This is a genomic window from Mixta sp. Marseille-Q2659 (genome assembly GCF_940807255.1).
In the GTDB taxonomy this organism is placed as follows: Bacteria; Pseudomonadota; Gammaproteobacteria; order Enterobacterales; family Enterobacteriaceae; genus Mixta.
In genome coordinates, this window is the sequence record NZ_CALNWY010000006.1 from 1 (window position 1) to 24043 (window position 24043).

Annotated in this window: 20 protein-coding genes and 1 pseudogene; 5 read left to right on the top strand and 16 right to left on the bottom strand. The window is 55.3% G+C overall.

The genetic code is table 11. The features are described from left to right. Positions 1 to 314: 314 nt before the first annotated feature. From hemG to pepQ, 4 genes are read right to left on the bottom strand one after another with little or no spacing between them, the layout of a single operon-like run. Complete coding sequence (gene hemG, locus P3C52_RS06180) at positions 315 to 851, bottom strand: menaquinone-dependent protoporphyrinogen IX dehydrogenase (RefSeq protein ID WP_275554307.1); 537 nt, start codon at positions 849 to 851, stop codon at positions 315 to 317. Positions 852 to 866: 15 nt separating this feature from the next. Further along, the gene (trkH, locus tag P3C52_RS06185) at positions 867 to 2318 is read right to left on the bottom strand and encodes a Trk system potassium transporter TrkH (RefSeq protein ID WP_275554308.1); all 1452 of its coding nucleotides are present in this window, start codon (positions 2316 to 2318) and stop codon (positions 867 to 869) included. Positions 2319 to 2342: 24 nt separating this feature from the next. Next, complete coding sequence (locus tag P3C52_RS06190; RefSeq protein WP_275554309.1) at positions 2343 to 2960, bottom strand: IMPACT family protein; 618 nt, start codon at positions 2958 to 2960, stop codon at positions 2343 to 2345. Then, positions 2960 to 4291, bottom strand: coding sequence for a Xaa-Pro dipeptidase (pepQ, locus tag P3C52_RS06195; RefSeq protein ID WP_275554310.1), 1332 nt, complete (start codon positions 4289 to 4291; stop codon positions 2960 to 2962). The genes P3C52_RS06190 and pepQ overlap by 1 nt, the downstream gene beginning before the upstream one ends. Positions 4292 to 4477: 186 nt before the next feature. Here pepQ and fadB point away from each other — a divergent pair, with 186 nt between their 5' ends. After that, positions 4478 to 6664, top strand: a complete 2187-nt coding sequence (gene fadB, locus P3C52_RS06200; RefSeq protein ID WP_275554311.1) for a fatty acid oxidation complex subunit alpha FadB — start codon at positions 4478 to 4480, stop codon at positions 6662 to 6664. Between the two features lie 11 nt (positions 6665 to 6675). Next, positions 6676 to 7839: an acetyl-CoA C-acyltransferase FadA gene (gene fadA, locus P3C52_RS06205; RefSeq protein ID WP_275554312.1), complete on the top strand. Its 1164-nt coding sequence runs from the start codon at positions 6676 to 6678 to the stop codon at positions 7837 to 7839. Positions 7840 to 7938: 99 nt separating this feature from the next. On the opposite strand, the gene fre is transcribed toward fadA, so the two are convergent. Together fre and ubiD are read right to left on the bottom strand one after the other, a co-directional pair. Further along, the gene (gene fre, locus P3C52_RS06210; RefSeq protein ID WP_275554313.1) at positions 7939 to 8640 is read right to left on the bottom strand and encodes an NAD(P)H-flavin reductase; all 702 of its coding nucleotides are present in this window, start codon (positions 8638 to 8640) and stop codon (positions 7939 to 7941) included. A 31-nt stretch (positions 8641 to 8671) separates the two neighbouring features. Then, positions 8672 to 10156 (bottom strand): 4-hydroxy-3-polyprenylbenzoate decarboxylase, encoded by a 1485-nt coding sequence (gene ubiD, locus P3C52_RS06215; RefSeq protein ID WP_275554314.1) that lies wholly within the window; start codon positions 10154 to 10156, stop codon positions 8672 to 8674. A 345-nt stretch (positions 10157 to 10501) separates the two neighbouring features. Between ubiD and rfaH the strand changes: the two genes are divergently transcribed. Continuing rightward, positions 10502 to 10990, top strand: a complete 489-nt coding sequence (rfaH, locus tag P3C52_RS06220) for a transcription/translation regulatory transformer protein RfaH (RefSeq protein WP_275554315.1) — start codon at positions 10502 to 10504, stop codon at positions 10988 to 10990. Positions 10991 to 11015: 25 nt separating this feature from the next. Here the strand turns inward: rfaH and tatD are convergent, their stop codons facing one another. From tatD to udp, 9 genes and pseudogenes are all read right to left on the bottom strand, one after another. Continuing rightward, complete coding sequence (gene tatD / locus P3C52_RS06225) at positions 11016 to 11795, bottom strand: 3'-5' ssDNA/RNA exonuclease TatD (RefSeq protein ID WP_275554316.1); 780 nt, start codon at positions 11793 to 11795, stop codon at positions 11016 to 11018. 81 nt (positions 11796 to 11876) lie between these two features. Further along, complete coding sequence (gene tatC / locus P3C52_RS06230) at positions 11877 to 12635, bottom strand: Sec-independent protein translocase subunit TatC (protein ID WP_275554317.1); 759 nt, start codon at positions 12633 to 12635, stop codon at positions 11877 to 11879. Further along, entirely contained in the window at positions 12625 to 13173 is a 549-nt protein-coding gene (gene tatB / locus P3C52_RS06235) for a Sec-independent protein translocase protein TatB (protein WP_275554318.1), read from the bottom strand. The genes tatC and tatB overlap by 11 nt, the downstream gene beginning before the upstream one ends. Before the next feature lie 3 nt (positions 13174 to 13176). Then, positions 13177 to 13428 (bottom strand): Sec-independent protein translocase subunit TatA, encoded by a 252-nt coding sequence (gene tatA / locus P3C52_RS06240; RefSeq protein WP_275554319.1) that lies wholly within the window; start codon positions 13426 to 13428, stop codon positions 13177 to 13179. 124 nt (positions 13429 to 13552) lie between these two features. Next, a pseudogene (gene ubiB / locus P3C52_RS06245) lies at positions 13553 to 15187 on the bottom strand (ubiquinone biosynthesis regulatory protein kinase UbiB). After that, the gene (locus P3C52_RS06250; protein ID WP_275554320.1) at positions 15184 to 15789 is read right to left on the bottom strand and encodes an SCP2 domain-containing protein; all 606 of its coding nucleotides are present in this window, start codon (positions 15787 to 15789) and stop codon (positions 15184 to 15186) included. The pseudogene ubiB and the gene P3C52_RS06250 overlap by 4 nt, the downstream one beginning before the upstream one ends. A gap of 12 nt (positions 15790 to 15801) precedes the next feature. Further along, the gene (gene ubiE / locus P3C52_RS06255; RefSeq protein ID WP_275554321.1) at positions 15802 to 16557 is read right to left on the bottom strand and encodes a bifunctional demethylmenaquinone methyltransferase/2-methoxy-6-polyprenyl-1,4-benzoquinol methylase UbiE; all 756 of its coding nucleotides are present in this window, start codon (positions 16555 to 16557) and stop codon (positions 15802 to 15804) included. Positions 16558 to 16636: 79 nt separating this feature from the next. Then, positions 16637 to 18178 (bottom strand): DNA recombination protein RmuC, encoded by a 1542-nt coding sequence (rmuC, locus tag P3C52_RS06260; protein WP_275554322.1) that lies wholly within the window; start codon positions 18176 to 18178, stop codon positions 16637 to 16639. 146 nt (positions 18179 to 18324) lie between these two features. Further along, positions 18325 to 19089 carry a uridine phosphorylase gene (udp, locus tag P3C52_RS06265; RefSeq protein WP_275554323.1) on the bottom strand — a complete coding sequence of 255 codons (765 nt, stop codon included), beginning with the start codon at positions 19087 to 19089 and terminating at the stop codon, positions 18325 to 18327. A 278-nt stretch (positions 19090 to 19367) separates the two neighbouring features. On the opposite strand from udp, the gene P3C52_RS06270 reads away from it, so the two are divergent. After that, complete coding sequence (locus P3C52_RS06270) at positions 19368 to 20204, top strand: dienelactone hydrolase family protein (protein ID WP_275554324.1); 837 nt, start codon at positions 19368 to 19370, stop codon at positions 20202 to 20204. Positions 20205 to 20257: 53 nt separating this feature from the next. On the opposite strand, the gene metE is transcribed toward P3C52_RS06270, so the two are convergent. After that, complete coding sequence (gene metE, locus P3C52_RS06275) at positions 20258 to 22528, bottom strand: 5-methyltetrahydropteroyltriglutamate--homocysteine S-methyltransferase (RefSeq protein ID WP_275554325.1); 2271 nt, start codon at positions 22526 to 22528, stop codon at positions 20258 to 20260. Positions 22529 to 22762: 234 nt separating this feature from the next. Here metE and metR point away from each other — a divergent pair, with 234 nt between their 5' ends. Beyond that, a complete protein-coding gene (metR, locus tag P3C52_RS06280; RefSeq protein WP_275554326.1) occupies positions 22763 to 23686 on the top strand; it encodes an HTH-type transcriptional regulator MetR in 924 nt (307 codons plus the stop codon). The last annotated feature ends 357 nt before the right edge of the window (positions 23687 to 24043 follow it).

Genomic DNA, 24043 nt, shown 5'->3' on the forward strand with positions numbered 1-24043 from the left:
TGCAAGATTTTTTTTGCGTATCCCGTCCGTGAGTGCCCACACAGATTGTCTGATAAATTGTTAAAGAGCGGTGCGACCGGCGCTTCGTGCCGTTGTCGCGAGGTGGCGTATATTACGCTTTCCTCTTCCAGAGTCAACCTCTTTTTCAGAAGTTTTTCTCCGGCGATTCAGAACTACTGAACCGCTCAACACCGCGTGGCGTAAGCCGCTGTGCCGTGTCGATGGAGGCGCATTATAGGGAGTTCTTCCGGCCTGACAAGTGTTTATTTCAAAAAAATGATCGTTAGGTTTATTTTTCGGCAAGCCGGCTTTTTTTAGCGCGATTTGCTGCTCATTTGAGCGAATTCTTTAGCGAAACGTTCTACCTGTTGCCAGTCGGTATACTCAACTTCCTTACGCGCATCGGTCTCGCCGCCGGTCATACGCATAATAAATTGAATCATGACGCGATCGAACCAGCCATAGCGCGGATAGCGCAATGCCCCGGCGAACACCGCGCAGCTGTCCGGCTGCCAGGGCGACTGCAATAAGAATTTCCGCGTATAGGCATTGGTCTGGGGCGTGCGCTTTTCCGGTTTCCGCGCCGTCAGGTTTACTGAAAAGAAACCGCTAACGCGCTGTTGTAGCTCCGCCAGATGCTTTTTCACAAAGCGCGCTACGGCCGGTTGAAAATGTCCGTAGCGAATTGATGCGCCGATCAGCACGCGATCGTACTGCGCCCAGTCGATTTGTTGGGCGTGCAGGATATTCATCACATCACATTCCTGATGTGCTTTGAGCGTATTAGCAATATAAGCAGCAATATCCCGCGTTTGTCCGTCACGGCTGGAAAACAAAATCAACGCTTTCATTTCTCTCTCCTTGTTTTACTCGCGCCAAAAGGTAGGAGTAAACAACACCAGTAAAGTGAAGACTTCCAGACGACCAAAAAGCATGGTCGAAATTAAAATCCATTTTGCGACATCATTCATTGAGGTGAAGTTATCCGCGACTACGCCTAATCCTGGGCCAAGGTTATTTAGCGTAGCGGCAACGGCAGCAAATGCAGAAAAATCGTCAACGCCGGTTGCGATGATGGCCAGCATGCTGAGCAGAAACACTAATGCATAAGCGGAGAAGAAGCCCCATACCGCTTCCAGAATGCGTTCCGGCAAAGCACGGTTCCCCAGCTTGATGGTGTAGACCGCATTGGGATGCACCAACCGTTTCAGTTCACGCGAGCCTTGCTTAAAAAGCAGCAATATACGGATGACCTTCAGGCCGCCGCCGGTGGATCCGGCGCAACCGCCAATAAAGGCGGAACAGAGCAGCAGTACCGGTAAGAATAACGGCCAACGCGCAATACTGTCGGTAGTAAAGCCCGCCGTGGTTGCCATCGATACCACCTGGAAAAATGCCTGATTCAGCGTTTGCAAGCCGCTGGCGTAAACGTTGTGAAACCACAGCACCAGGGTGCAGATCACCACCAGCGTAAACTGCACGCCGATAAACATGCGAAACTCTGGATCGCGCCAGTAAACGCGCAGATTGCGTCCGCTCAGCAGTGAGAAATGCAGGCCATAGTTACAGCCGGAAATCAGCAGAAAAATAGCGATGATAGTGTTAATGGTCGGACTGTTAAAATAGCCGACGCTGGCATCATGGGTAGAAAAGCCGCCGATAGCGATAGTTGAAAAGCTATGACCAATGGCATCAAACATTGGCATACCCGCCAGCCATAGCGCTACCGCACAGGCGACCGTTAACAGAACGTAGATCAGCCAGAGCGTTTTAGCAGTTTCGGCGATGCGGGGCCGCATTTTGTTATCTTTCAGCGGGCCGGGCATTTCCGCCCGGTAGAGCTGCATCCCCCCGACGCCAAGAATCGGCAGAATCGCAACGGCCAGCACAATGATTCCCATGCCGCCCAGCCATTGCAGCATCTGCCGGTAAAATAGAATCGCCTTTGGTAGAGAATCCAGTCCCACCAGCGTGGTCGCGCCGGTGGTGGTTAGCCCGGAAAAGGATTCAAAAAAGGCATCGGTTACGGAAAGGTTAGGATGCTCGGCAAAAATAAAGGGCATTGCCCCGACGCTGCCCAGCACCGTCCAGAACAACACCACAATCAAAAAGCCTTCGCGCGGCTTCAGATCATTTTTCTGCTTGCGGTTAGGCCACCACAGTACGGCGCCAATCAGCAAAGCCATAATAAATGTCTGACTGAATGCGCGCCCTGCGCCATCACGATAAATCAACGCCACTAAACCGGGCACGATCATTGTTCCAGAGAACAGAATGACCAGTAGCCCGACGATTCGGGTAATGGCACGAAAATGCATTCTGCCGTTTCCTTAAGATAAAAATTAGGGGGTTACCGGTTCGAGCGTTAAAGCTCCACGGCTAATGTCCGTTAAATTCTGCATAAACCCGGCGACCTGCGCATGGGGCAATGCCAAAGTTAGCGAGACAACATCCAAAAATTCCGTCTTAAGCAGTTCTCCTTCAAAACGCTGAACCAGGCGCTCCACATCATTGAGCTGGGCATAATCGCAGCGTAGCTGAAATTGGCGCATCGGTATTTTTTGTTTGCGTGCTAGCTGCTTCAGCGCCTGCTGCACGCCGCCGCCATAAGCCTTCACCAGCCCGCCGGTGCCGAGCATGATGCCGCCGTAGTAACGCACCACTACAGCGGTAATCTCACCAACCTGACTGCCCATCAGCTGCGCCAGCATGGGCTTGCCCGCCGTACCGGAAGGCTCGCCATCATCCGAAAAGCCCAGCTGTTGCGAATCATCAGGGCTGCCGGCGACCCAGGCCCAACAATGATGACGGGCGGTCGGATGTTCAGCTTTAACCCGCTGGACAAACGCCCGCGCCGCCTCCACGCCTTCGGTATGCGCCAGCAGCGTGATAAAACGGCTTTTTTTGATCGTTTCTTCGCTGATACTCAACGGCTCAGCGGGAATATCATAAGCGTTCATCAGGCCAAATGTAGATCGCGCGTCATGTTCTCAACGCGGTTGGCATAAATCACCACGTTGTCCTCGATGCGAATACCGCCATAAGGCTGCAAGGCATCAATCGCCTGCCAGTTAAAGTGTTGGCTGTATTTCCCTTCTCGCCAGGAAGCAAGAAGCGATTCAATAATATAGAAGCCCGGCTCAATGGTGAGTACCATGCGCGGCTCAAGCACGCGCGTACAGCGCAGGAAAGGATATTGCTGAGGCGCCGCCAGATGCGTACCGCGATCGTCCTGCATAAAGCCTGCAACGTCATGCACCTGTAGCCCAAGCGGATGTCCCAGGCCATGCGGCATAAACGGGCCGGTAAGATTTTCCGCTACCATCGCTTCTTCGCTGATCCCGCGTACCAGATCGAACTTCAGCAGCATACCGGCGATACGCTGATGCATCTGCAGATGATAATCGCTATAGCGCACGCCCGCTTTCAACGTATCAATCAGCGCCAGCTCATGCTGATTCATCTCTTGCAGAATCTGGGCAAACAATGAATCGCTCTGGGCGGCGTGCGTGCGCGTCAGATCGGCCGCATAGCCGTTATATTCCGCACCTGCATCGATCAGGAAGCTGCGACGCTTCGCCGGTGCCTGGTGATCGAGTTTGGTGTAATGCAGTACCGCGGCGTGTTCATTCAGGGCGATGATATTGCCATAAGGCACGTCGGTGTCACGATGACCAGTCGCGGTCAGATAGGCCAGATTAATATCGAACTCGCTCATGCCGGAAAGAAAGGCTTCTTTCGCTGCCAGATGACCGGCCACTGCCAGCTTTTGCGCTTCGCGCATACAGGCCAGTTCATAGTCGGTTTTATAAGAGCGATGATAGTGCAGGAAATCAATTACACCCTGCGGATTGATATGGTCGGCGTGAATATCCAGCTGCATGGCGCGCTGCGGCACCGGGCCGATATAAGCGACGTTCTGACGCAGCTGCGGCAATAAAGCGCCAATGTCATCTGCGTTTTTCAGGGCCACAACCTCGACCTCATCGGTCCAGAAACTGTGCGGCAACGGTTCAACGTTGTGCCAGTAATCCACCGGCGAATAAAACCACAGCTTAGGCTTGTTAACGCCATCTACCCACAGCCAGCAATTCGGCACCTGCGTGACCGGTACCCAGGCTTTAAACTGGGGGTTCACCTTAAACGGGTAAGTGTGATCGTCAAGAAACACCGTCAGCAGCTCGCCGGAATGAATCAGCATGGCATCGAGTTTGAAGCGCGCCAGCACTTGCTGCGTGCGCTGCTGAAGGGTAGCGATATGATCTTTGTACAACGTAGCCATCGTATTCATTTCCATACTCCCTATTCGCAAAATTGGGTGCATCTTACCACAGCGCGCCTGGGGATGCCGTGCCGCCGCCGCCTGTGATCTTGTTTGCAAATGAGCAAAGATCTGTTTGCAAATAATTAACAACCCTCCCACACTCCGATCATCTGGTACGACCAGATCCCCTAAACGCGGTTTCAGGAGACGGACATGCTCTACCAAGGCAACACACTTTCCCTGAACTGGCTGGATGATGGCATCGCCGAACTGATTTTCGACGCGCCCGGTTCAGTCAATAAGCTGGATACGCAGACCGTAGCCAGCCTGGGCGAAGCCATTGCGGTGTTGGAAAAACAGACGGCGCTGAAAGGCGTTCTGCTCAGCTCCCCTAAACCGGCCTTTATTGTCGGTGCGGATATTACCGAATTCTTATCACTGTTTACGGCGCCATCGGAAAAGCTGGCGCACTGGCTGACGTTTGCTAACAGCATTTTCAACCGCCTGGAAGATCTGCCGGTTCCGACTATTTCCGCAATAAACGGCTATGCGCTGGGCGGCGGCTGCGAATGCGTACTGGCGACCGATTTTCGTATCGCTACGCCAGATGCACGCATCGGCCTGCCGGAAACCAAACTGGGGATCATGCCAGGATTTGGCGGCTCGGTACGGCTGCCGCGTTTGTTGGGTGCCGACAGCGCACTGGAGATTATCGCAGCCGGAAAGGATGTCGATAGCAAAAGCGCGCTGGCGCTCGGCCTGGTGGATGCCGTTGTGCCGGCGGAGCAGCTGCGCACCGGCGCTATCGCCATGCTTAAAATGGCCATTGACGATCCTGCATTCTGGCAGCAGCGCCGCCAGCCGAAACTACAGCCGCTTAAGCTGAGCCTGATTGAAGCGGCGATGAGCTTTACCATTGCGAAAAGCGTGGTGCAGCAAACCGCCGGTAAACATTATCCGGCGCCGATGATGGCGGTAAAAACGATCGAAGCCGCCGCCGGTCTGGGCCGTGACGAGGCACTGAAGCTGGAAACCAACGCCTTCGTTCCGCTGGCGCAGTCGAAAGAAGCGCGCGCGCTGGTCGGCATCTTTCTGAACGATCAGTATGTTAAAGGCAAAGCGAAAAAGCTGGCGCAAGGCCAGACGCTGCCGCAGCAGGCCGCGGTGCTGGGCGCTGGCATTATGGGCGGCGGCATCGCTTACCAGTCCGCGTCTAAAGGCGTTCCGGTCATCATGAAGGACATCAGCGAAAAATCGCTGAAGCTCGGCATGAGCGAGGCGGGCAAATTGCTCAATAAACAGCTGGAACGCGGCAAAATCGACGCGCTACAGCTCACCAGTATTATCTCTACCATTCAGCCCACCCTCTCCTTTAGCGGCTTTGAACGCGCCGATATTGTGGTCGAAGCCGTGGTAGAAAATCCGCAGGTTAAAGCCAAAGTGCTGGCGGAAACCGAAGCGCTGGTTGGCGAAGAGACCATTATTGCGACTAACACCTCGACCATTCCCGTCAGCCAGCTGGCGCAGGCATTAAAACGACCGGAAAACTTCTGCGGCATGCACTTCTTCAATCCGGTACATCGTATGCCGCTGGTTGAAGTGATCCGCGGCGAGAAAACGTCGGACGCCACGCTGGCGAAGGTCGTCGCCTGGGCCAGCAAAATGGGCAAAACGCCGATCGTGGTCAACGACTGTCCGGGCTTTTTCGTTAACCGGGTACTGTTCCCCTATTTTGCCGGTTTCAGCCTGCTGTTGCGCGACGGCGCCGACTTCCGCCAGATCGACAAGGTGATGGAGAAACAGTTCGGCTGGCCGATGGGCCCGGCCACTTTGTTAGATGTGGTAGGCATTGATACCGCTCACCACGCACAAAGCGTGATGGCTGACGGTTTCCCGACGCGCATGAAAAAGGATTACCGCGACGCTATTGATGTGCTGTTTGAAGCCCAGCGCTTTGGTCAGAAAAATCAGCGCGGCTTTTATGCGTGGGAAACGGATAAAAAAGGTAAGAGTAAAAAGGTGGCTGACGCGGAAACCGATGCATTGCTGCACAGTGTCAGCACGCCGAAGCGGGTTTTCACTGATGAAGAGATTATCGTCCGCATGATGATTCCGATGATTAACGAAGTGGTGCGCTGCCTGGAAGAACAGGTGATCGCCTCTCCAGCAGAAGCGGATATGGCGCTGGTGTATGGCCTCGGCTTCCCTCCGTTCCACGGCGGCGCGTTCCGCTATCTCGATACCGTGGGCAATGCCGCTTTCATCAGCCTGGCGCAGCAGTACGCGGAACTTGGCCCGCTGTATGCACTTCCGCAATTACTGACGGCAAAAGCGCAGCGTAATGAAAGCTGGTATCCGCCAGCCGAACCGATTAATGAGGCCGCGCTGGCAACGGCGTGAGGAGCGAAAGAATGGAAAATGTCGTTATTGTTGATGCCATCCGCACGCCAATGGGCCGCTCGAAAGGTGGCGCATTTCGCCAGGTGCGCGCAGAAGATCTTTCTGCCCATCTGATGCGCAGCCTGCTCAGCCGCAATCCCGCGTTAGAACCGACGGCGCTGGATGATATTTACTGGGGCTGCGTCCAACAAACGCTGGAGCAGGGTTTTAATATTGCCCGTAACGCCGCGCTGCTGGCGGAGATCCCGCACAGCGTCCCGGCAACCACCGTCAACCGGCTGTGTGGTTCTTCCATGCAGGCGCTGCATGATGCTGCGCGCGCCATTATGGTGGGCGACGCGCATGCCTGCCTGATCGGCGGCGTGGAACATATGGGTCATGTGCCAATGAATCACGGTGTCGATTTTCATCCCGGCATGGGCCGCACCGTCGCTAAAGCCGCAGGCATGATGGGGCTGACGGCGGAAATGCTGGCGCGTATGCACCAGATTAGTCGTGAAATGCAGGATGCCTTTGCCGCCCGTTCTCATCAGCGCGCCTGGGCCGCCACGCAGGCAGGCCATTTCCGCAATGAAATTGTCGCCACCAGCGGTCATGATGCCGACGGCGTGCTGAAACGCTACGATTTTGATGAGGTTATTCGCAGCGATACCAGCGCGGCGGGCCTGGCGACGCTCAAGCCAGCGTTCGATCCGGTTAACGGCACGGTAACCGCAGGCACCTCGTCGGCACTGTCGGACGGCGCCGCCGCCATGTTAGTGATGAGTGAATCACGCGCTCGTGAGCTGGGCCTGAAAGCGCGCGCGCGCATTAAAGCGATGGCGGTGGTGGGCTGCGATCCATCGATTATGGGCTACGGGCCGGTGCCTGCATCCAAACTGGCGTTGAAGCGAGCGGGACTGAGCGTTAGCGATATTGACCTGTTTGAGCTGAATGAGGCCTTCGCCGCACAAACTCTGCCCTGCATTAAGGATTTAGGCTTGCTGGATCGGATGGATGAAAAGGTTAACCTGAACGGCGGCGCCATTGCGCTCGGCCATCCGTTGGGCTGTTCCGGCGCGCGCATCAGTACCACCTTGCTCAACCTGATGGAGCGCCGTGATGCGCAGTTTGGTCTGGCGACCATGTGCATCGGTCTCGGTCAGGGCATCGCGACCGTATTTGAACGCGTCTGATATACCTGTGGTTTTTCCCGCCTGTCAGGGGTGGGTTTTTATTAGCGGGATGGCAACGCTGCCATCCCGTAATGGGATGAGGATCGCCGGAAAGCTACATCAGATAAAGGCGAAGGCGTCGCCGAAAATCTGCGCTTCCTGCGCGCCGCGCTCGGCACAAAAACGTTCACGGGCGATTTTCGCCATTTCAAAACGTCCGGCAATATAAATGTCATGCCCGGCCAGCGTGCCGAAATCCTGCATGACCGCCGTCAGTACGGTGCCGCTGCGCCCTTGCCATTGCGCATCGGTCTGCTCGACAACCGGCACCACCTTCAGATTAGGATGACGCACCGCCAGCGCATTCAGCTCTTCCAGATCGTACAGATGATGGCTTTCACGGCCGCCCCAGTAGATAGCGATATCGCGATCCGGCTGCTGCGCCAGCGCGGTCAGCAGGATAGAACGCGCATAGGAAAATCCGGTGCCGCCAGCAATCAAGATCATAGGACGCTGGCTATCTTCACGTAACCAGGCATCACCATGCGGAATGTCGACCACAATTTCGCGCTGCTGCTGGATGCGTTCCATTACCGCCATCGCGTACAGGTTGAGTTCAGAAGCGCCGATGTGCAGTTCGATAATGTCTTTTTCCATCGGCGTCGAAGCCAGGGAAAACGGACGCTTATCACGTTCATCCATTACGACCATCAAATACTGCCCGGCACGGAAGTTGAAATCCGCTTCCGGCACTAGCCGTACCCGATAAACGGTATCGGTAATTGCCTCTACCGAGGTCACTTTACAGCTTAACGTTGTCATGCGTTCCCTCTGTCGGGTCGTCATTGCGCCACTAGCGTGGCGGCAAATCGTTAAAAATTCCCAGCCGATCCCAGATAGCATCGACCCGCGCCGTTACCGCCGGATCCTTCACTATTGGACGGCCCCATTCGCGCTGCGTTTCGCCCGGCCATTTATTGGTCGCATCCAGCCCCATTTTCGAACCCAAGCCAGAAACCGGAGAGGCGAAGTCAAGATAGTCGATCGGCGTATTCTCGATCAGCACCGTATCACGCGCCGGATCCATGCGCGTAGTAATCGCCCAAATCACATCATTCCAGTCGCGCGCGTTTACATCGTCATCGCAGACAATAACAAACTTGGTGTACATAAACTGACGCAGGAAGGACCAGACGCCCATCATCACGCGCTTGGCATGTCCGGCGTACTGCTTCTTCATGGTGACGACCGCCAGCCGATACGAACACCCTTCCGGCGGCAGATAAAAATCGACGATCTCCGGGAACTGCTTAATCAGAATCGGCACCAGCACTTCATTCAGCGCCACGCCCAGCACTGCAGGCTCATCGGGCGGACGACCGGTATAAGTTGAATGATAGATGGCATTACGGCGTTGCGTAATATGGGTGACGGTGAAGACCGGAAAGTTATCCACTTCATTGTAATAGCCGGTGTGATCGCCGTACGGCCCTTCCGGCGCCATGTCGCCCGGCTCGATATAGCCTTCCAGCACGATTTCGGCACTGGCTGGCACTTCCAGATCGTTAGAGAGGCATTTCACCACTTCTGATTTGGTTCCGCGCAGCAGACCGGCGAAAGCATATTCCGAGAGCGTATCCGGCACCGGCGTCACCGCGCCGAGAATGGTCGCGGGATCGGCGCCCAGCGCTACCGCCACCGGGAAACGTTCGCCCGGATGGGCTTTGCTCCACTCCTGAAAATCGAGCGCGCCGCCGCGATGGGAAAGCCAGCGCATAATCAGGCGATTTTTGCCAATGACCTGCTGACGATAGATGCCAAGGTTCTGACGCTCTTTATGCGGCCCGCGCGTCACCGTTAAGCCCCAGGTGATCAGCGGCGCGGCATCTTCCGGCCAGCACTGCATAACCGGAATGCGTGACAAATCGACCTCATCACCCTGCCACACCTGTTCCTGACAGGGCGCATTGCGCAGCCGTTTGGTTGGCATGTTCAACACTTGCTTAAACTGCGGCATTTTATCGAACAGATCGCGAAACCCTTTCGGCGGCTCCGGCTCTTTCAGAAACGCCAGCAGCTTGCCGACTTCGCGCAGCGCGCTGACCTCTTCCTGTCCCATGCCCAGCGCCACGCGCTTCGGCGTGCCAAACAGGTTGCACAGTACCGGCATGTCATAACCTTTCGGGTTTTCAAACAGTAACGCCGGGCCGCCAGCACGCAAGGTACGATCGGCGATCTCGGTCATCTCCAGAACAGGATCGACCTCCAGCGTGATACGTTTTAACTCGCCACGCTGTTCAAGCAGCGTAAGGAACTCGCGTAAATCGTGGTATTTCATCAGATTCATTATTCAGGCCGCAGAATCGGCCATTATAAGGAGGATTCAACGGATATGCTGAGGTTTGTGTCGATACGTTACCGCCTGCTGAGCAGATCCCGCACCGTACCTGACTTTGTTATTAAAAAGTTGCGCTGCGAGTCTGAACCACGGACGCGGCATTCGTCAATTTTCAATTCTACAATTTGTGCCAACCAGGTATTTATAACGACTATTTTTACTTTCCGGGCGGGCAAATCGCCCCGACAAAACCTGCCTCAGAATGGCCCTGACGCGGCGTGATGTCGCTATCTCTCTGATAGCAGTTTTGCTATTCTTAGCCTTCAATAATTGGAAAGTGACATTATGGAATCCTGGTATCTTCTTTACTGTAAACGTGGTCAGTTATTACGCGCTAAAGAGCATCTGGAGCGGCAGGCGGTAAATTGCCTTAGCCCGATGATTGCTATGGAAAAAATTGTGCGCGGTAAACGAACCACGGTAGAAGAGCCGCTGTTCCCCAACTATCTGTTTATTGAATTCGATCCCGAAGCGATTCATACCACTACCATTAGTGCCACGCGCGGCGTCAGTCACTTTGTCCGCTTCGGCGCCCAGCCAGCAAATGTGCCGCCGGATGTGATTGATGCGTTACGCACCAATACGCCAGAGAAAATGGTCGATCCTGATACGCCCTGTCCGGGCGATAAAGTAGTGATCACCAAAGGCGCGCTGGAAGGTCTGGAAGCGATTTTCACCGAGCCGGACGGCGAAGCCCGTTCCATGCTGCTGCTTAACCTGCTCAATAAGCAGGTTAAGCAAAGCGTAGAAAACAGCGCGTTTCGCAAGGCCTGACGCGTTAGCGCAGCGGTCTCACTGTTTACAGACGAAACAGGCGTCGGCTGTTGGCATCAGTTTGCTGTGCCAGCTGGCCAACTTCCTCTCCGCGCCACAGCGCGACCTGCTGCACAATGTGCGGCAGGAAACAGGGTTCATTACGGCGTGACGTAGGACGCGGACGCATATCGCGCGGCAGCAGATAAGGCGCATCCGTTTCCAGCAGCAGCCGCTCCGCTGGAATCTGCGGCAACAGCTCACGTAACGCCATCCCGCGTCGCTCATCGCAGACCCAGCCGGTAATACCCACCGATAATCCCAGAGCCAGACACTCCGCCAGCTCTTCAGCCGTACCGGTAAAACAATGCACCACCGCACCCGGAAGCTGGTCGAGCCAGGGTTTCAGTACGGCAATAAAACGTTCATGGGCGTCCCGGCAGTGCAGAAAGACCGGCATTTGCAGTTCGGCGGCCAGCGCCAGCTGCGCATCGAAGGCGTATTCCTGCTGATTATGTGCGGAGAAGTTACGGTTAAAATCAAGGCCGCATTCGCCGATGGCTACGACCTGCGGGCTTTCCGCCAGCCGACGCAGCGTCGCGGCGGTATCCGCTGACCACTCGCTGGCATGATGAGGATGGATGCCTGCCGTTGACCAGCAGAAATCAGGATGACGCTGCGCCAGGCTTTGCGCCTGCTGGCTTTCCAGCGCGTTAGTGCCGGTAATCAGCATGCCGGTAAGGCCGGCCTCGCGCGCGCGCCTTACCACCTGTTCGCGATCTTTCGCAAACTGCGTACTGGTCAGGTTTACACCGATATCAAACATGGTATGTCCTGAAAAAATTAACCGCCCTGACGGGCGGTTAGCGATGAATTTTCCCCGCTGTAGCGGGCCCTGCGCTAAACGTCAGGAGTCAGCTTCTTGCTCTTCTTCATGATCCTGACGCCCTTTGCCAACATAGAAGCGCGAACAGAATACGCCAACCTCAAACAGGCAGTACATCGGAATAGCGAGCAAAGTTTGCGAAAAAACATCTGGCGGGGTTAACAGCATGCCGACCACAAAGGCGCCAACCAGCATATAAGGACGTTTCTGGCGCAACATCTCTGGCGTGGTAACGCCAGTCCAGCACAGCAGTACGATAGCTACCGGCACTTCGAAGGCGACGCCAAAAGCCATAAACAACGTCATCACGAAATCAAGATAGCTGGCGATGTCAGTCGCCATGGTGACGCCCTGCGGCGCGGTTTTGGCGAAAAAGCCAAACGCCATCGGGAAAACCACAAAGTAAGCAAAGGCGACGCCGATATAAAACAGCAGCGTACTGGAGAAAAGCAGCGGCATACCCAGACGGCGTTCGTGGCGATACAGCGCGGGCGCCACAAAAGCCCAGATCTGATAGAGGATGACCGGAACCGCCAGGAACACAGAAACAATAATGGTGAGCTTGATCGGCGTTAGAAACGGCGAAGCCACGTCGGTCGCGATCATACTGGAGCCGGTCGGCAACTGTTTGATTAGCGGCTCGGCAACCAGCTGGTAGATATCATTCGAGAACCAGGCCAGCGCCAGAAAAATGACCAGCACCGCGATAATGCAGTTAAGCAGCCGCTTGCGTAGCTCGATCAGATGGCTGATCAGCGGTTGGGTATCTTCAACGGCCATGTTTATCATTCATCGTTGGTTGAGAGGGGGAAACAGCAGGTAAGTCATCTGCGACGGACTTTGAGGGCGCAGCGGCATTATTAACAATAGGCTGCTGAACCGCGTTATTAGCCAGCGGTTTCTGCGCTGGCGCGCTGGCCTGATGGTCGGCACTGGCCGGCGTTGCGCCGGTATGCTCATCGTGCGGATCTTTAATCAGCGGGTTATGAATGGTATGCGCTTCATCATCGGCCTGCTCATTCTCACCCAAATAAGAACGACGCATCGATTCTGCGGATTTACGCAGCTCTTCCATCGACTCTTTCAGTTCCGGGGTAAGAGAATCTTTGCTGGCCTGCTCCACTTTTTTCAGGCTTTCCTGCAGCTCCTGTAGCTTTAACTCCTGCGCCAGCTCGTTTTGCACGTTTGCCGCCAGTGAGCGCATAGCGCGGATCCAGCCAACCACCGTTTTTACGGCAATGGGCAAACGATGCGGGCCCAGCACCACCAGGCCGATGACAAAGACCAAGACCAGTTCGCTAAAACCTATGTCGAACACGTTTTACACCTGCTCTTTATCTTTTTTAGTCTCTTCTTTGCTGGCCGTGTTCGCCTGCTTATCCGTCAGCGGACGCGCGTCAAACTCGGCATCCTGCTGTTTGTTTGTCTCTTTATCATCATCGCCCATCGCTTTTTTGAAGCCTTTGATCGATGAACCTAAATCGGAGCCAAGGTTGCGTAATTTATTGGTGCCGAAGAGAAGAACCACGATCACGGCAATGATAAGTAACTGCCAAATGCTGATACCGCCCATGAGTATGCCTCTGATAAAAAGTGTAAGAAACGGTGGAGAGCCAGTATACCCCAGCTTATGGGCCGGTGACGATGCGTAAGCCCACCGCCCCAGCCACAAAACGGGATTTTACCTTTCCTGACAATTAGCCCGAACGACGCCAGCCGATAAGCCAGGCCAGCACGCCAGCGACAATCATTACCGTCGGCAACACTTCCATTGCTGGCCGGGCGATCAACAGCGCGATGCCGCCTAACAGCAATGTCGTACCGATGCCAAACAGATAGCGCGACTGATGCTGTTTCTCGCGCTGTACGCTGAGTTCATTTGCCAGGCGGTCAACGCTGTATTGCAGGCGCTTGTGCTGACGCATGCTGTCATAAAAGAGATCGGGCAATTCCGGCAGACGCTCGGCCCAGAATGGCGCTTTCTCTTTAACCGAACGGATAATGGCTGGGATGCCGACCTGGTCCTTAATCCAGTCTTCCAGGAAGGGTTTCGCCGTTTTCCACAGGTCCAACTGCGGATAGAGCTGACGCCCGACGCCTTCAATATAAAGCAGCGTTTTTTGCAGCAGTACCAGCTGCGGCTGCACTTCCATATTGAAGCGGCGCGCAGTATTGAACAGGTTCAACAGCACGTGACCAAATGAGATCTCCGCCAGCGGCTTTTCAAAAATCGGCTCGCAGACGGTGCGAATAGCAAATTCGAAATCTTCCACATTGGTATTCGCGGGAACCCAACCGGAATCCACATGCAGCTCGGCTACTTTGCGGTAGTCCCGGTTAAAGAAAGCGATAAAGTTTTCCGCCAGATAGCGCTTATCGGCTTTATTCAGCGAGCCAACAATACCGCAGTCGATGCCGATATAGAGCGGATCGTGCGGATGTTCATAGCTGACAAAAATGTTGCCAGGGTGCATATCGGCATGGAAAAAGCTGTCGCGGAAGACCTGGGTGAAAAAGACCTGAACGCCGCGCTCGGCCAGCAGCCGCATATTGACGCCATGCTGCTCCAGCGCCACCACGTCATTAATGGGAATACCGTAGATGCGCTCCATCACCAGCATCGATTCGCTACAGTAATCGGAATAGACTTCCGGCACGTAGAGCAACTTGCTGTTGTCAAAATTACGGCGCAGCTGAATGGAGTTTGCCGCCTCGCGCAGCAAATTTAGCTCATCGAGCAGCGTCTTTCGTAATCCGCCACCACTTCAACCGGACGCAGCCGACGGCTTTCCGGCACCGCGCGGCAGCCAGCGGGCAAAACGGTAAATCAGTCGCATATCCGCTTTAATAACCGGCAGGATATCGGGGCGAATCACCTTGATGACTACTGCTTTGCCGTTCTCTTTCAGCGTGGCGGTATGCACCTGCGCGATAGAGGCAGAAGCCAGCGGCGTAATATCAAAATCATCAAACCAGGCCTCAAGCGGGCCGCCCAGTGATTTCTCAATCTGCTCTTTAGCCAGCTTGCCGTCAAAAGGCGCCACGCGATCTTGCAGGATCGCCAGTTGATCGGCGATCAGCGGCGGAAAGAGATCGCGGCGGGTAGACATCATCTGGCCGAATTTGATCCAGACCGGCCCCAGCTCTTCCAGCGCCATACGCAAGCGCACGCCCAGTTCCAGATCTTTATGGCGATTCGGCAGCCAGAAGATGCCGCGACGCCACAGGCGAATCGGCAAAGTGATACGCAGGCGCGGAATCAGTTCATCGAGTCCGTAGCTCAGAAAGACTTTGATAATGAAATAGAGGCGGCGAATTTCTCCAGGCGTCATTTCGCCTCCAGCTGTTGCAGACGTTGTTCCAGTTGGCTGGCCTGGCGCTCCAGCGCCTCAATTTCCTCGCCGTACCAGGCCATCTCCAGCGCGCCGGGCGCCACGCGCCACTCTTCGGTCAGCGTTTCGCTCAGGTAGCGCTGTTTACGCTGGAAATCGCCGCGCAAAAATTGCAGCCCGCGCCGGGCGACGTTGCTGATGCCCTGCGCCACGATATCGCCTGTCCAGGGCGCCAGATATTCAGCCGGATCGAGTTCCGCCATATCGATCAGCGCGGAAAACTGCTGCACCACCTGCAGATCGCCTTCGACTTCCAGCTCGCCGCTGCGGATCATGCCGGTCAGCTGTTGGCGATCGCGCAGCTTTGGCAGCAGCGACAGACGCGTAATCACCGTACAGTCGCAGCGATCCTGCCATTCGCCCAGCACATCCACCTGATGTTCGCTGAATACCAGCGTGATCGGCTGAGACAGCTCCTGTAAGCGGAGCTGTAAAACTTTGCCGTTCAGTCGCTGACGGGCCGCTTTCAGGCCGCGATCGCGATAAAGAATTCGATTCAGTGCGGTCTCCAGACCGGCGGTTAACAGCGGGGTTAACGTCATTCGCTTTCCTGCTTAAAACTTGAACCCGCGGTGCAGAGCGACAATTCCGCCCGTCAGGTTGTGATACGAAGTGTTTTCGAAACCGGCATCCATCATCATCGACTTTAACGTCTCCTGATCGGGGTGCATACGGATCGATTCAGCCAGATAACGATAGCTTTCGGCATCTTTCGCCACCAGCTCGCCGATACGCGGCAACACATGGAATGAATAAGCGTCGTACACTTTGCTCAGGGGTTCCAGTACCGGTTTGGAAAATTCCAGCACCAGCAGACGACCGCCCGGCTTCAGCACGCGGAACATCGAGGCCAGCGCCTTCTCTTTTTCCGTCACGTTACGCAGGCCGAAAGAGATGGTGATGCAGTCGAAATAGTTATCCGGGAAAGGCAGCGCTTCGGCATTTGCCTGCACATAGTTAACGTTGCCGATAACGCCGCTGTTGCGCAGCTTTTCGCGGCCCATTTTCAGCATGGAGCTATTGATGTCTGCCAGCACAACCTGGCCAGTTTCTCCTACCAGACGCGAAAATTTCGCCGTCAGATCGCCGGTTCCGCCCGCCAGATCCAATACGCGCTGGCCACGGCGCACGCCGCTGCAATCGATGGTAAAACGCTTCCAGATGCGATGGATGCCCATCGACATCAAATCGTTCATTAGATCGTATTTGGCGGCAACGGAATGAAATACGCCCGCTACCATGTCCGCTTTTTCATCTTTGGCTACGGTACGAAAGCCGAAGTGTGTCGTTTCCCTGGATTCATCTGCCATCTGCTTCACCTGCTCCACAATCAAATATCTTTGCAGTGTAACAGAGTACCCGTAGTCAGGCACGTTAGCCCGGCGTTATTCATCGCTGCCGAATACTGTCGTGCCAGGCCACGGCGCCCTGTTCCGGCGCGCTTTCCGCCTGGTCATTTTCTGGCTCATCGTCTTCCAGTCGCTGGGCTTCCGGCATCGCCTGTTCCACCAGACGTGGATTAATACTGCGCTTAACTTCTACCCCTAAATGGCGGAAGCTTTCGCTCTGGGCGATCAGGTTGCCCCGCCCTTCCGCCAGTTTTTTCATCGCCTGATTATAGCTTTCCTGCGCGCGGTCGAGATGCTGACCGATGCAGGACATATCATCGACAAACAGCCGCATTTTGTCGTACAGCCGCGCCGCGCGATCGGCAATCCGCTGCGCGTTGCGGCTCTGATGTTCATAGCGCCAGAGATTATTGATGGTACGCAGCGCCACCAGCAGCGTTGTCGGGCTGACCAACATAATATTGTGCTGAAGCGCCTCGCTAATCAGCTCCGGCTGGCGATCGATCGCCAGCAAAAAGGCCGGTTCGATCGGGATAAACATCAACACATAGTCGAGCGAACGTAAACCGGGTAATTGTTGATAATCTTTACGGCTCAGCAGACGAATATGGCCGCGAATAGCGGAAATATGTTCGCCGATCGCCTGCTCGCGCAGCACTTGATCGTCGGCGTTGAAATAGCGTTCATAGGCCACCAGCGTCATTTTGGCGTCGATCACCACATCCTTGCCCTGCGGCAGACGCACAATGACATCGGGCTGCATACGGCTTTGCGCATCAACCTGAATATTGACCTGGGTTTCATACTCATGGCCTTCGCGTAAGCCGGAGGCTTCCAGCACGCGGGTCAGCACTACTTCCCCCCAGTTGCCCTGGGTTTTATTGTCGCCTTTCAGCGCTTTGGTGAGGTTAATTGCCTCCTGCGCCATTTGCGCATTCAGCTGCTGCAGATTACGGATTTCGTGGGCCAGCGTATGGCGTTCGCGCGCTTCCTGGCCAAAGCTTTCCTGCACCTGGCGACAAAAGCCGTCCAGCTGCTCGCGCAACGGCGCAATCAGCCCGTTCAGGCTTTGACGGTTCTGCTCATCGACGCGGCGGCCGCTCTGTTCAAAAATACGGTTGGCGAGGTTTTCAAACTGCGCGCTGAGACGCTGTTCGCTGTTGGTCAGCAGACGCTGTTTCTCTTCGGCGGCCAGGCGAGTTTCTTCGAGGCGGATGGTTACCTCGCGCAGCTCCGCTTCCTGCGCGCTGTTCACTTCCAGCTGATTACGCAGTTCGCGGCTGAGCTGTTCGCACTCATTACGCCAGTAGTCGAAATGCTGGAGTTTTTCCTGCGCGGCGGTCAGCGCGCCGTGCAGCTGACGCAGCTCTTTTTCCCGCAGCTGCAGCTGCTGCTGTTCAGCCTGCCGTTGCTGTTGCAGATGAGCTTCCTGCTGTTGCGCCTGCGCCAGCGCCTGTTCCAGCAGGCGTCGCTCCGTTTCCTGTGCGGCCTGCTGCTGTAGCGCACGAAAATGGGCAAACAGCCAGCCCACCAGGCCACCAGCCAGCGCAAAACTGACGCCAATAATCAGCTGATTATCCACCGCTTCCTCTCCTTACCACTGCAAACAGAGCAAAGGTAGAGGCGCACTGTATGAATGTCCAGACAAAAAAAGAGGCTGGCGCAGGCCAGCCCCGATCAGGATACCAGCGTCCTGCGCCGGAACGTAGAACGGCCCGGCGCTGAACATTACGCCAGCAGGCGGCGCGCTGCATCCACCACAATGGCGACCGCATTGCTTTCGGTCTGTTTCATGGTGGCCGCGTCCGGGATCTCTTTCTGGGTACGGTTGACGATAACACCAGCCACCATACCGGCGCGCAGTCCCTGACTGGCGCACATGGTCAGCAGTGTGGCGGACTCCATTTCATAGTTCAGCACGCCCATCTGCTGCCACTCTTTCATCGAACCCTGGAAACGGCTGACGACACGGCCAGAGAAGGTGTCGTAGCGTTCCTGGCCGGGATAGAAGGTATCGGAAGAGGCGGTAACGCCGACATGCGGCGTATTGCCGGAGGCTTTCGCTGCCTCCACCAGCGCGGTGGTACAGGCGAAATCGGCAACGGCAGGGAATTCCATCGGCGCAAAGTGCAGGCTGGCGCCGTCCAGACGTACCGCCGCAGTCGTGACCAGCACATCACCGACATTAATATTCGGCTGAATCGCGCCGGTCGTGCCAACGCGCAGGAAGGTACGAATGCCCAGCTGGGCCAGCTCTTCAACCGCGATCGAGGTTGACGGACCGCCGATGCCGGTAGAACACACAATCACCGCTTTGCCATCCAGCTCGGCGCGCCAGCTGGTGAATTCACGATGTGAAGCAAGATGCTGCGGGTTATCCATCAGCGCCGCGATTTTTTTTACGCGTTCCGGGTCGCCCGGCACGATCGCCAGCGTGGCACCCTGTAGATCCGCTTTGGTAAGTCCTAAATGAAACACATCTGACTGGGCCATAACCCCTCCTGAGAAAATTCGCTGAATGACACAACTCTACGGCAAATGCCGCCATAAATATGTGAGATTAATCACCCATGAAAATGAAACTTACATTTTTTAGAAAAAACAACGTGATAAATGTCACATTAAATCACTCTGCCTTACTTATTTGCTACAACTTGCGGTGCGTATTTATCCAGCAGAATGTTAAAGAGAAGGCAGACATGCAGGCCGGAGCCTTTGGCTGATTTTGGCTATAGTTACCGGATTGCGCTAATAGCAGCACGGAGAGAACAATGAAAACCGAAGACAATCTGGCTCAGAAAGAGCGTAATCGCGGCTTCGCTACTGCGGTATCGCCCACGGCTTCAACCACCATTATTACGCACAATGACGCGATTCAGGGCGGCGAAACCACTATCAATACCCAGGGCGAAAATATGCCCGCCTGGTTTGCGCGCCCAAAAGAAGCTGACGGCCCGCTGCCGGTAGTGCTGGTCGTGCAGGAAATTTTTGGCGTTCACGAACATATTCGTGATATTTGTCGTCGGCTGGCGGCGGAAGGTTATCTGGCGGTTGCGCCGGAACTCTATTTCCGTCAGGGCGATCCGAGTGAATACAGCGATATTAAACAGCTGTTTTCCGAGCTGGTCAGCAAAGTGCCCGATGCGCAGGTGCTGGCGGATCTCGATCACGTCGCCAACTGGGCGGCGAAACACGGCGGCGATATGCGCAATATGGCGATTACCGGTTTTTGCTGGGGCGGCCGGATCGTCTGGCTGTATGCCGCACACAATCCGCAGCTGAAAGCGGGCGTCGCCTGGTATGGTAAACTGGTCGGTGAGAAAACCATGAAGCAGCCGAAGCATCCGGTCGATATTGCGGTCGATCTGAATGCGCCGGTGCTGGGTCTGTACGGCGCGAAAGATGACGGTATTCCGCTGGAGAGCGTGGAAACGATGCGCCAGGCGTTACATGCTGCAAACGCCACGGCGGAAATTATCGTTTACCCAGAGGCTGGCCACGCCTTTAATGCCGATTATCGTCCGAGCTATCACGAAGCGTCAGCCAAAGATGGCTGGCAGCGCATGCTGGCCTGGTTTCATCAATACGGCGTCAAGCCGGCCAGCTGAAATAAAAAAGGGGCGCCGGGCGCCCCAATATAACACCACACACAGAGGCTAAATCAGCGGCTTTCCGCACGCAGCTTCTGCGCGGCCTGCACCATGTTCGCCAGCGCCAGGCGCGTTTCCGTCCAGCCGCGCGTTTTCAGACCGCAGTCCGGGTTAACCCACAGGCGCTCAACCGGAATACGCTGTGCCGCTTTGCGTAGCAGCGCTTCCATCCATTCAACGTCAGGCACGTTCGGCGAGTGAATGTCATACACGCCTGGACCGATTTCGTTTGGATACTCAAACTCCTCAAAGGATTCCAGCAGTTCCATATCGGAGCGCGAGGTTTCGATAGTAATCACATCGGCGTCCAGCGCAGCAATGGAATCCATAATGTCGTTAAACTCGCAGTAACACATATGGGTGTGGATCTGCGTATCATCCTGCGCTACCGCAGCGTTAAGGCGGAAAGCATCCACCGCCCAGGTCAGATAGGCCGCCCAGTCGGACTTACGCAACGGCAAGCCTTCGCGCAGCGCCGGTTCATCAATCTGAATAATGCCGATGCCCGCTTTCTCCAAATCTTCCACCTCGTCACGTAACGCCAGCGCAATCTGTTTGGCGATGGTTTCGCGGGAAACGTCTTCACGCGGGAACGACCAGCAGAGAATGGTAACCGGGCCGGTCAGCATGCCTTTTACCGGCTTGCTGGTCAGCGACTGGGCATATTTCGCCCATTCAACGGTAATCGGTTCCGGGCGGCTGACGTCGCCAATAATGACCGGCGGCTTCACGCAGCGGGAGCCGTAGCTCTGTACCCAGCCATTTTGCGTAAAGACAAAGCCATCCAGGTGTTCACCAAAGTATTCCACCATGTCGTTACGCTCGGCTTCACCATGCACCAGCACATCCAGACCTAAACGTTCCTGCTCGACAATCGCCTGCTTGATATGTTCTGCGATGCCGGTGCGGTAATGATTACCATCCAGACGCCCCTGTTTGAAATCAAGGCGCAGGCCGCGAATTTCAGTGGTTTGCGGGAACGAGCCGATGGTGGTTGTCGGCCAGGCAGGCAGCTGAAAACGCTGACGCTGCGCTTTAGCGCGTTCGGCATAGCTGCTCTGACGTTCGGTATCTTTGGCAGCAATGGCGGCCAGACGTTGCGCTACCGCCGCGTTATGCACGCGAGAAGAGTGGCGACGCGCGCGGATCGGCGCACTCCAGGCTTCCAGCGAGGCAGCGTCATTGTTATTCAGCGCCTTGCTGAGCAGCGCCAGCTCGCCACATTTTTGCAACGCAAAGGAGAACCAGCTTTTTACTTCCTCATCCAGGCGGGTTTCGCTGTTAAGATCGATCGGGCTGTGCAGCAGCGAACAGGAAGAGCCGATCCATAGCTGCTGGCGCTGGCTGACCAGCGGCTGCAGGCGTTCAAACCAGCTGCTGAGGTCAGCGCGCCAGACGTTACGACCATTAATTACGCCGAGAGAAAGCAGCCAGGCGGCGGGTACTTTCGCGTTCAGGCTGGCGATGTCATCTTTACCATGAACCAGATCGACATGCAGGCCCTGTACCGGCAGCGCCTGAATAACGTCAATATTCTGGCCGATGCTGTCGAAATAGGTGGTCAGCAGCAGTTTGCTGTGGCCCTGAAGCGCCTCATAAGCGGGTTTGAACGCATCCAGCCACGCCTGCGGCAGTTCCAGCACCAGCGCCGGCTCATCAATCTGCACCCATTCGATGTCGCGCTTCGCCAGCTCGGCCAGCACCTGCTGGTAAACCGGCAGAATATCCTGCAGCAGCGACAGACGATCGAACGGTTCGCCCTTCACTTTTCCTAACCACAAATAAGTTACCGGTCCCAGCAGTACCGGCTTCACTTTATGGCCCAACGCCAGCGCTTCGTCCACTTCATCCAGTAGTTGCGTCCAGCTCAGGCGAAACTGCTGACCTTTAGTGAATTCCGGCACCATGTAGTGATAGTTAGTGTTAAACCATTTGGTCATCTCGGCGGCGGCGGCAGGCTCGCCGGTTGGCGCACGACCACGGCCGATACGGAACAGCGTATCCAGATCGACGGAACCATCCGCATTCTGATGACGCGCCGGCACGTTACCCAGCAGCAGGCTGGTGGTCAGCACATGATCGTACCAGGCAAAGTCACCGACCGGCACAATGTCCACGCCCGCCTCTTTTTGCTGCTGCCAGTGACGCGCACGCAGTTCGCGACCAACTTCCAGCAGATCCTGCTGGCTGCTGTTGCCAGCCCAGTAGCTTTCCTGCGCTTTTTTCAATTCGCGACGCAGACCGACACGAGGGAAGCCGAGCGTATGATTCAAAATGGTCATGCTGTTTCTCCATAAAAGCGTATTAATTTAGCGGTATCGGCGCAGTCAGTTTAGGTACGGCCAGCGCAACACAACCGGTACGCAGCGCAGTCGGATGGCTTGCGAACCCTGCCCAAACGTAAAATGACGGGCCGATCAGGATGTTTAGCCGTCCAGATGTTTACACCGCTATAATCTGCAGGTACTGTATATTCCTCAAGCGCAATTTGTTCATTGTCGATGTGAAGGACTCTCATGATCGAAATCAGGCACCTGCGAACGCTACAGGCTCTCAGGAATACCGGTTCCCTGGCTGCAGCGGCGGCACAGCTTCATCAAACCCAGTCAGCGTTATCCCATCAATTCAGCGATCTGGAGCAACGGCTCGGTTTCCGCCTGTTTGTACGCAAGAGTCAGCCGCTGCGCTTTACGCCGCAGGGAGAAATTCTGTTACAGCTGGCGGAGCAGGTATTGCCGCAAATTCAGCAGGCGCTTCAAGCCTGCCATGAGCCGCATCAGGCTACGCTGCGCATCGCCATTGAATGCCACAGCTGTATTCAGTGGCTGACGCCAGCGCTGGATACCTTCCGCCAAAGCTGGCCGCAGGTCATGATGGATTTCAAATCAGGCGTGACCTTCGATCCGCAGCCCGCGCTACAGCAGGGCGAACTGGATGTGGTGCTGACATCAGACATTTTGCCGCGCAGCGGGCTGCACTATTCGCCGATGTTCGATTTTGAAGTTCGTCTGGTGCTGGCACCGGATCATCCGCTGGCGAAAATCGCCCATATCGCGCCGGAAGATCTGGCCCAGGAAGTGCTGATGATCTATCCGGTACAACGGCAGCGTCTGGATATCTGGCGTCACTTTTTACAGCCTGCGGGCGTGAGCCCGGCTCTGAAAAGCGTGGATAACACGCTGCTGCTGGTACAGATGGTCGCGGCGCACATGGGTATCGCCGCGCTGCCGCACTGGGTGGTAGAGAACTTCGAGCGTCAGGGTTTGATTACCACTAAAACGCTGGGAACCGGTTTATGGAGCCGTCTGTACGCGGCGGTCAGGGATGGCGAGCAGCGCCAGCCAGTTATTGACGCCTTTATCCGTTCTGCGCGTCAGCACGCCTGCCAGCATTTACCCTTTGTGCGTGATGCATCACACAGCGTATTACCGGTAAGCTAATAAGTATTCTGGGCGAAAATAAATATCGCCCTATAAGTATTATTTTTTGCAGGTCACCTCTTCAAAAAATAATGCCCTGTGCGTTTTTCTATTAACGGAATAATTAATTAAACCCTGATTCTTAATTAATTGATCCTACATCGGTAAAAAGCATAACTCCCTTGGGGGAAATATTTCCCCAATATGGAAATATCAATCATGAGGGATTAATTATGAAAGTATTATCAACCACTGAAATTCAGGCAGTAAGCGGCGCCGGTAAAGCGCAGGATTTTTATCTCAATCTTACGGCGACCTGTTTTCTAATGCCGTCACCGTCCTGAATAAACTTTTTAATTTGGGCTAAGAAGCAGAAAC

Excerpts from the sequence above, each read along its gene's own strand:
- hemG (WP_275554307.1), bottom strand. The coding sequence starts at position 851 with ATGAAAGCGTTGATTTTGTTTTCCAGCCGTGACGGACAAACGCGGGAT.
- trkH (WP_275554308.1), bottom strand. The coding sequence starts at position 2,318 with ATGCATTTTCGTGCCATTACCCGAATCGTCGGGCTACTGGTCATTCTG.
- P3C52_RS06190 (WP_275554309.1), bottom strand. The coding sequence starts at position 2,960 with ATGAACGCTTATGATATTCCCGCTGAGCCGTTGAGTATCAGCGAAGAA.
- pepQ (WP_275554310.1), bottom strand. The coding sequence starts at position 4,291 with ATGAATACGATGGCTACGTTGTACAAAGATCATATCGCTACCCTTCAG.
- fadB (WP_275554311.1), top strand. The coding sequence starts at position 4,478 with ATGCTCTACCAAGGCAACACACTTTCCCTGAACTGGCTGGATGATGGC.
- fadA (WP_275554312.1), top strand. The coding sequence starts at position 6,676 with ATGGAAAATGTCGTTATTGTTGATGCCATCCGCACGCCAATGGGCCGC.
- fre (WP_275554313.1), bottom strand. The coding sequence starts at position 8,640 with ATGACAACGTTAAGCTGTAAAGTGACCTCGGTAGAGGCAATTACCGAT.
- ubiD (WP_275554314.1), bottom strand. The coding sequence starts at position 10,156 with ATGAAATACCACGATTTACGCGAGTTCCTTACGCTGCTTGAACAGCGT.
- rfaH (WP_275554315.1), top strand. The coding sequence starts at position 10,502 with ATGGAATCCTGGTATCTTCTTTACTGTAAACGTGGTCAGTTATTACGC.
- tatD (WP_275554316.1), bottom strand. The coding sequence starts at position 11,795 with ATGTTTGATATCGGTGTAAACCTGACCAGTACGCAGTTTGCGAAAGAT.
- tatC (WP_275554317.1), bottom strand. The coding sequence starts at position 12,635 with ATGGCCGTTGAAGATACCCAACCGCTGATCAGCCATCTGATCGAGCTA.
- tatA (WP_275554319.1), bottom strand. The coding sequence starts at position 13,428 with ATGGGCGGTATCAGCATTTGGCAGTTACTTATCATTGCCGTGATCGTG.
- P3C52_RS06250 (WP_275554320.1), bottom strand. The coding sequence starts at position 15,789 with ATGACGTTAACCCCGCTGTTAACCGCCGGTCTGGAGACCGCACTGAAT.
- ubiE (WP_275554321.1), bottom strand. The coding sequence starts at position 16,557 with ATGGCAGATGAATCCAGGGAAACGACACACTTCGGCTTTCGTACCGTA.
- udp (WP_275554323.1), bottom strand. The coding sequence starts at position 19,089 with ATGGCCCAGTCAGATGTGTTTCATTTAGGACTTACCAAAGCGGATCTA.
- P3C52_RS06270 (WP_275554324.1), top strand. The coding sequence starts at position 19,368 with ATGAAAACCGAAGACAATCTGGCTCAGAAAGAGCGTAATCGCGGCTTC.
- metE (WP_275554325.1), bottom strand. The coding sequence starts at position 22,528 with ATGACCATTTTGAATCATACGCTCGGCTTCCCTCGTGTCGGTCTGCGT.
- metR (WP_275554326.1), top strand. The coding sequence starts at position 22,763 with ATGATCGAAATCAGGCACCTGCGAACGCTACAGGCTCTCAGGAATACC.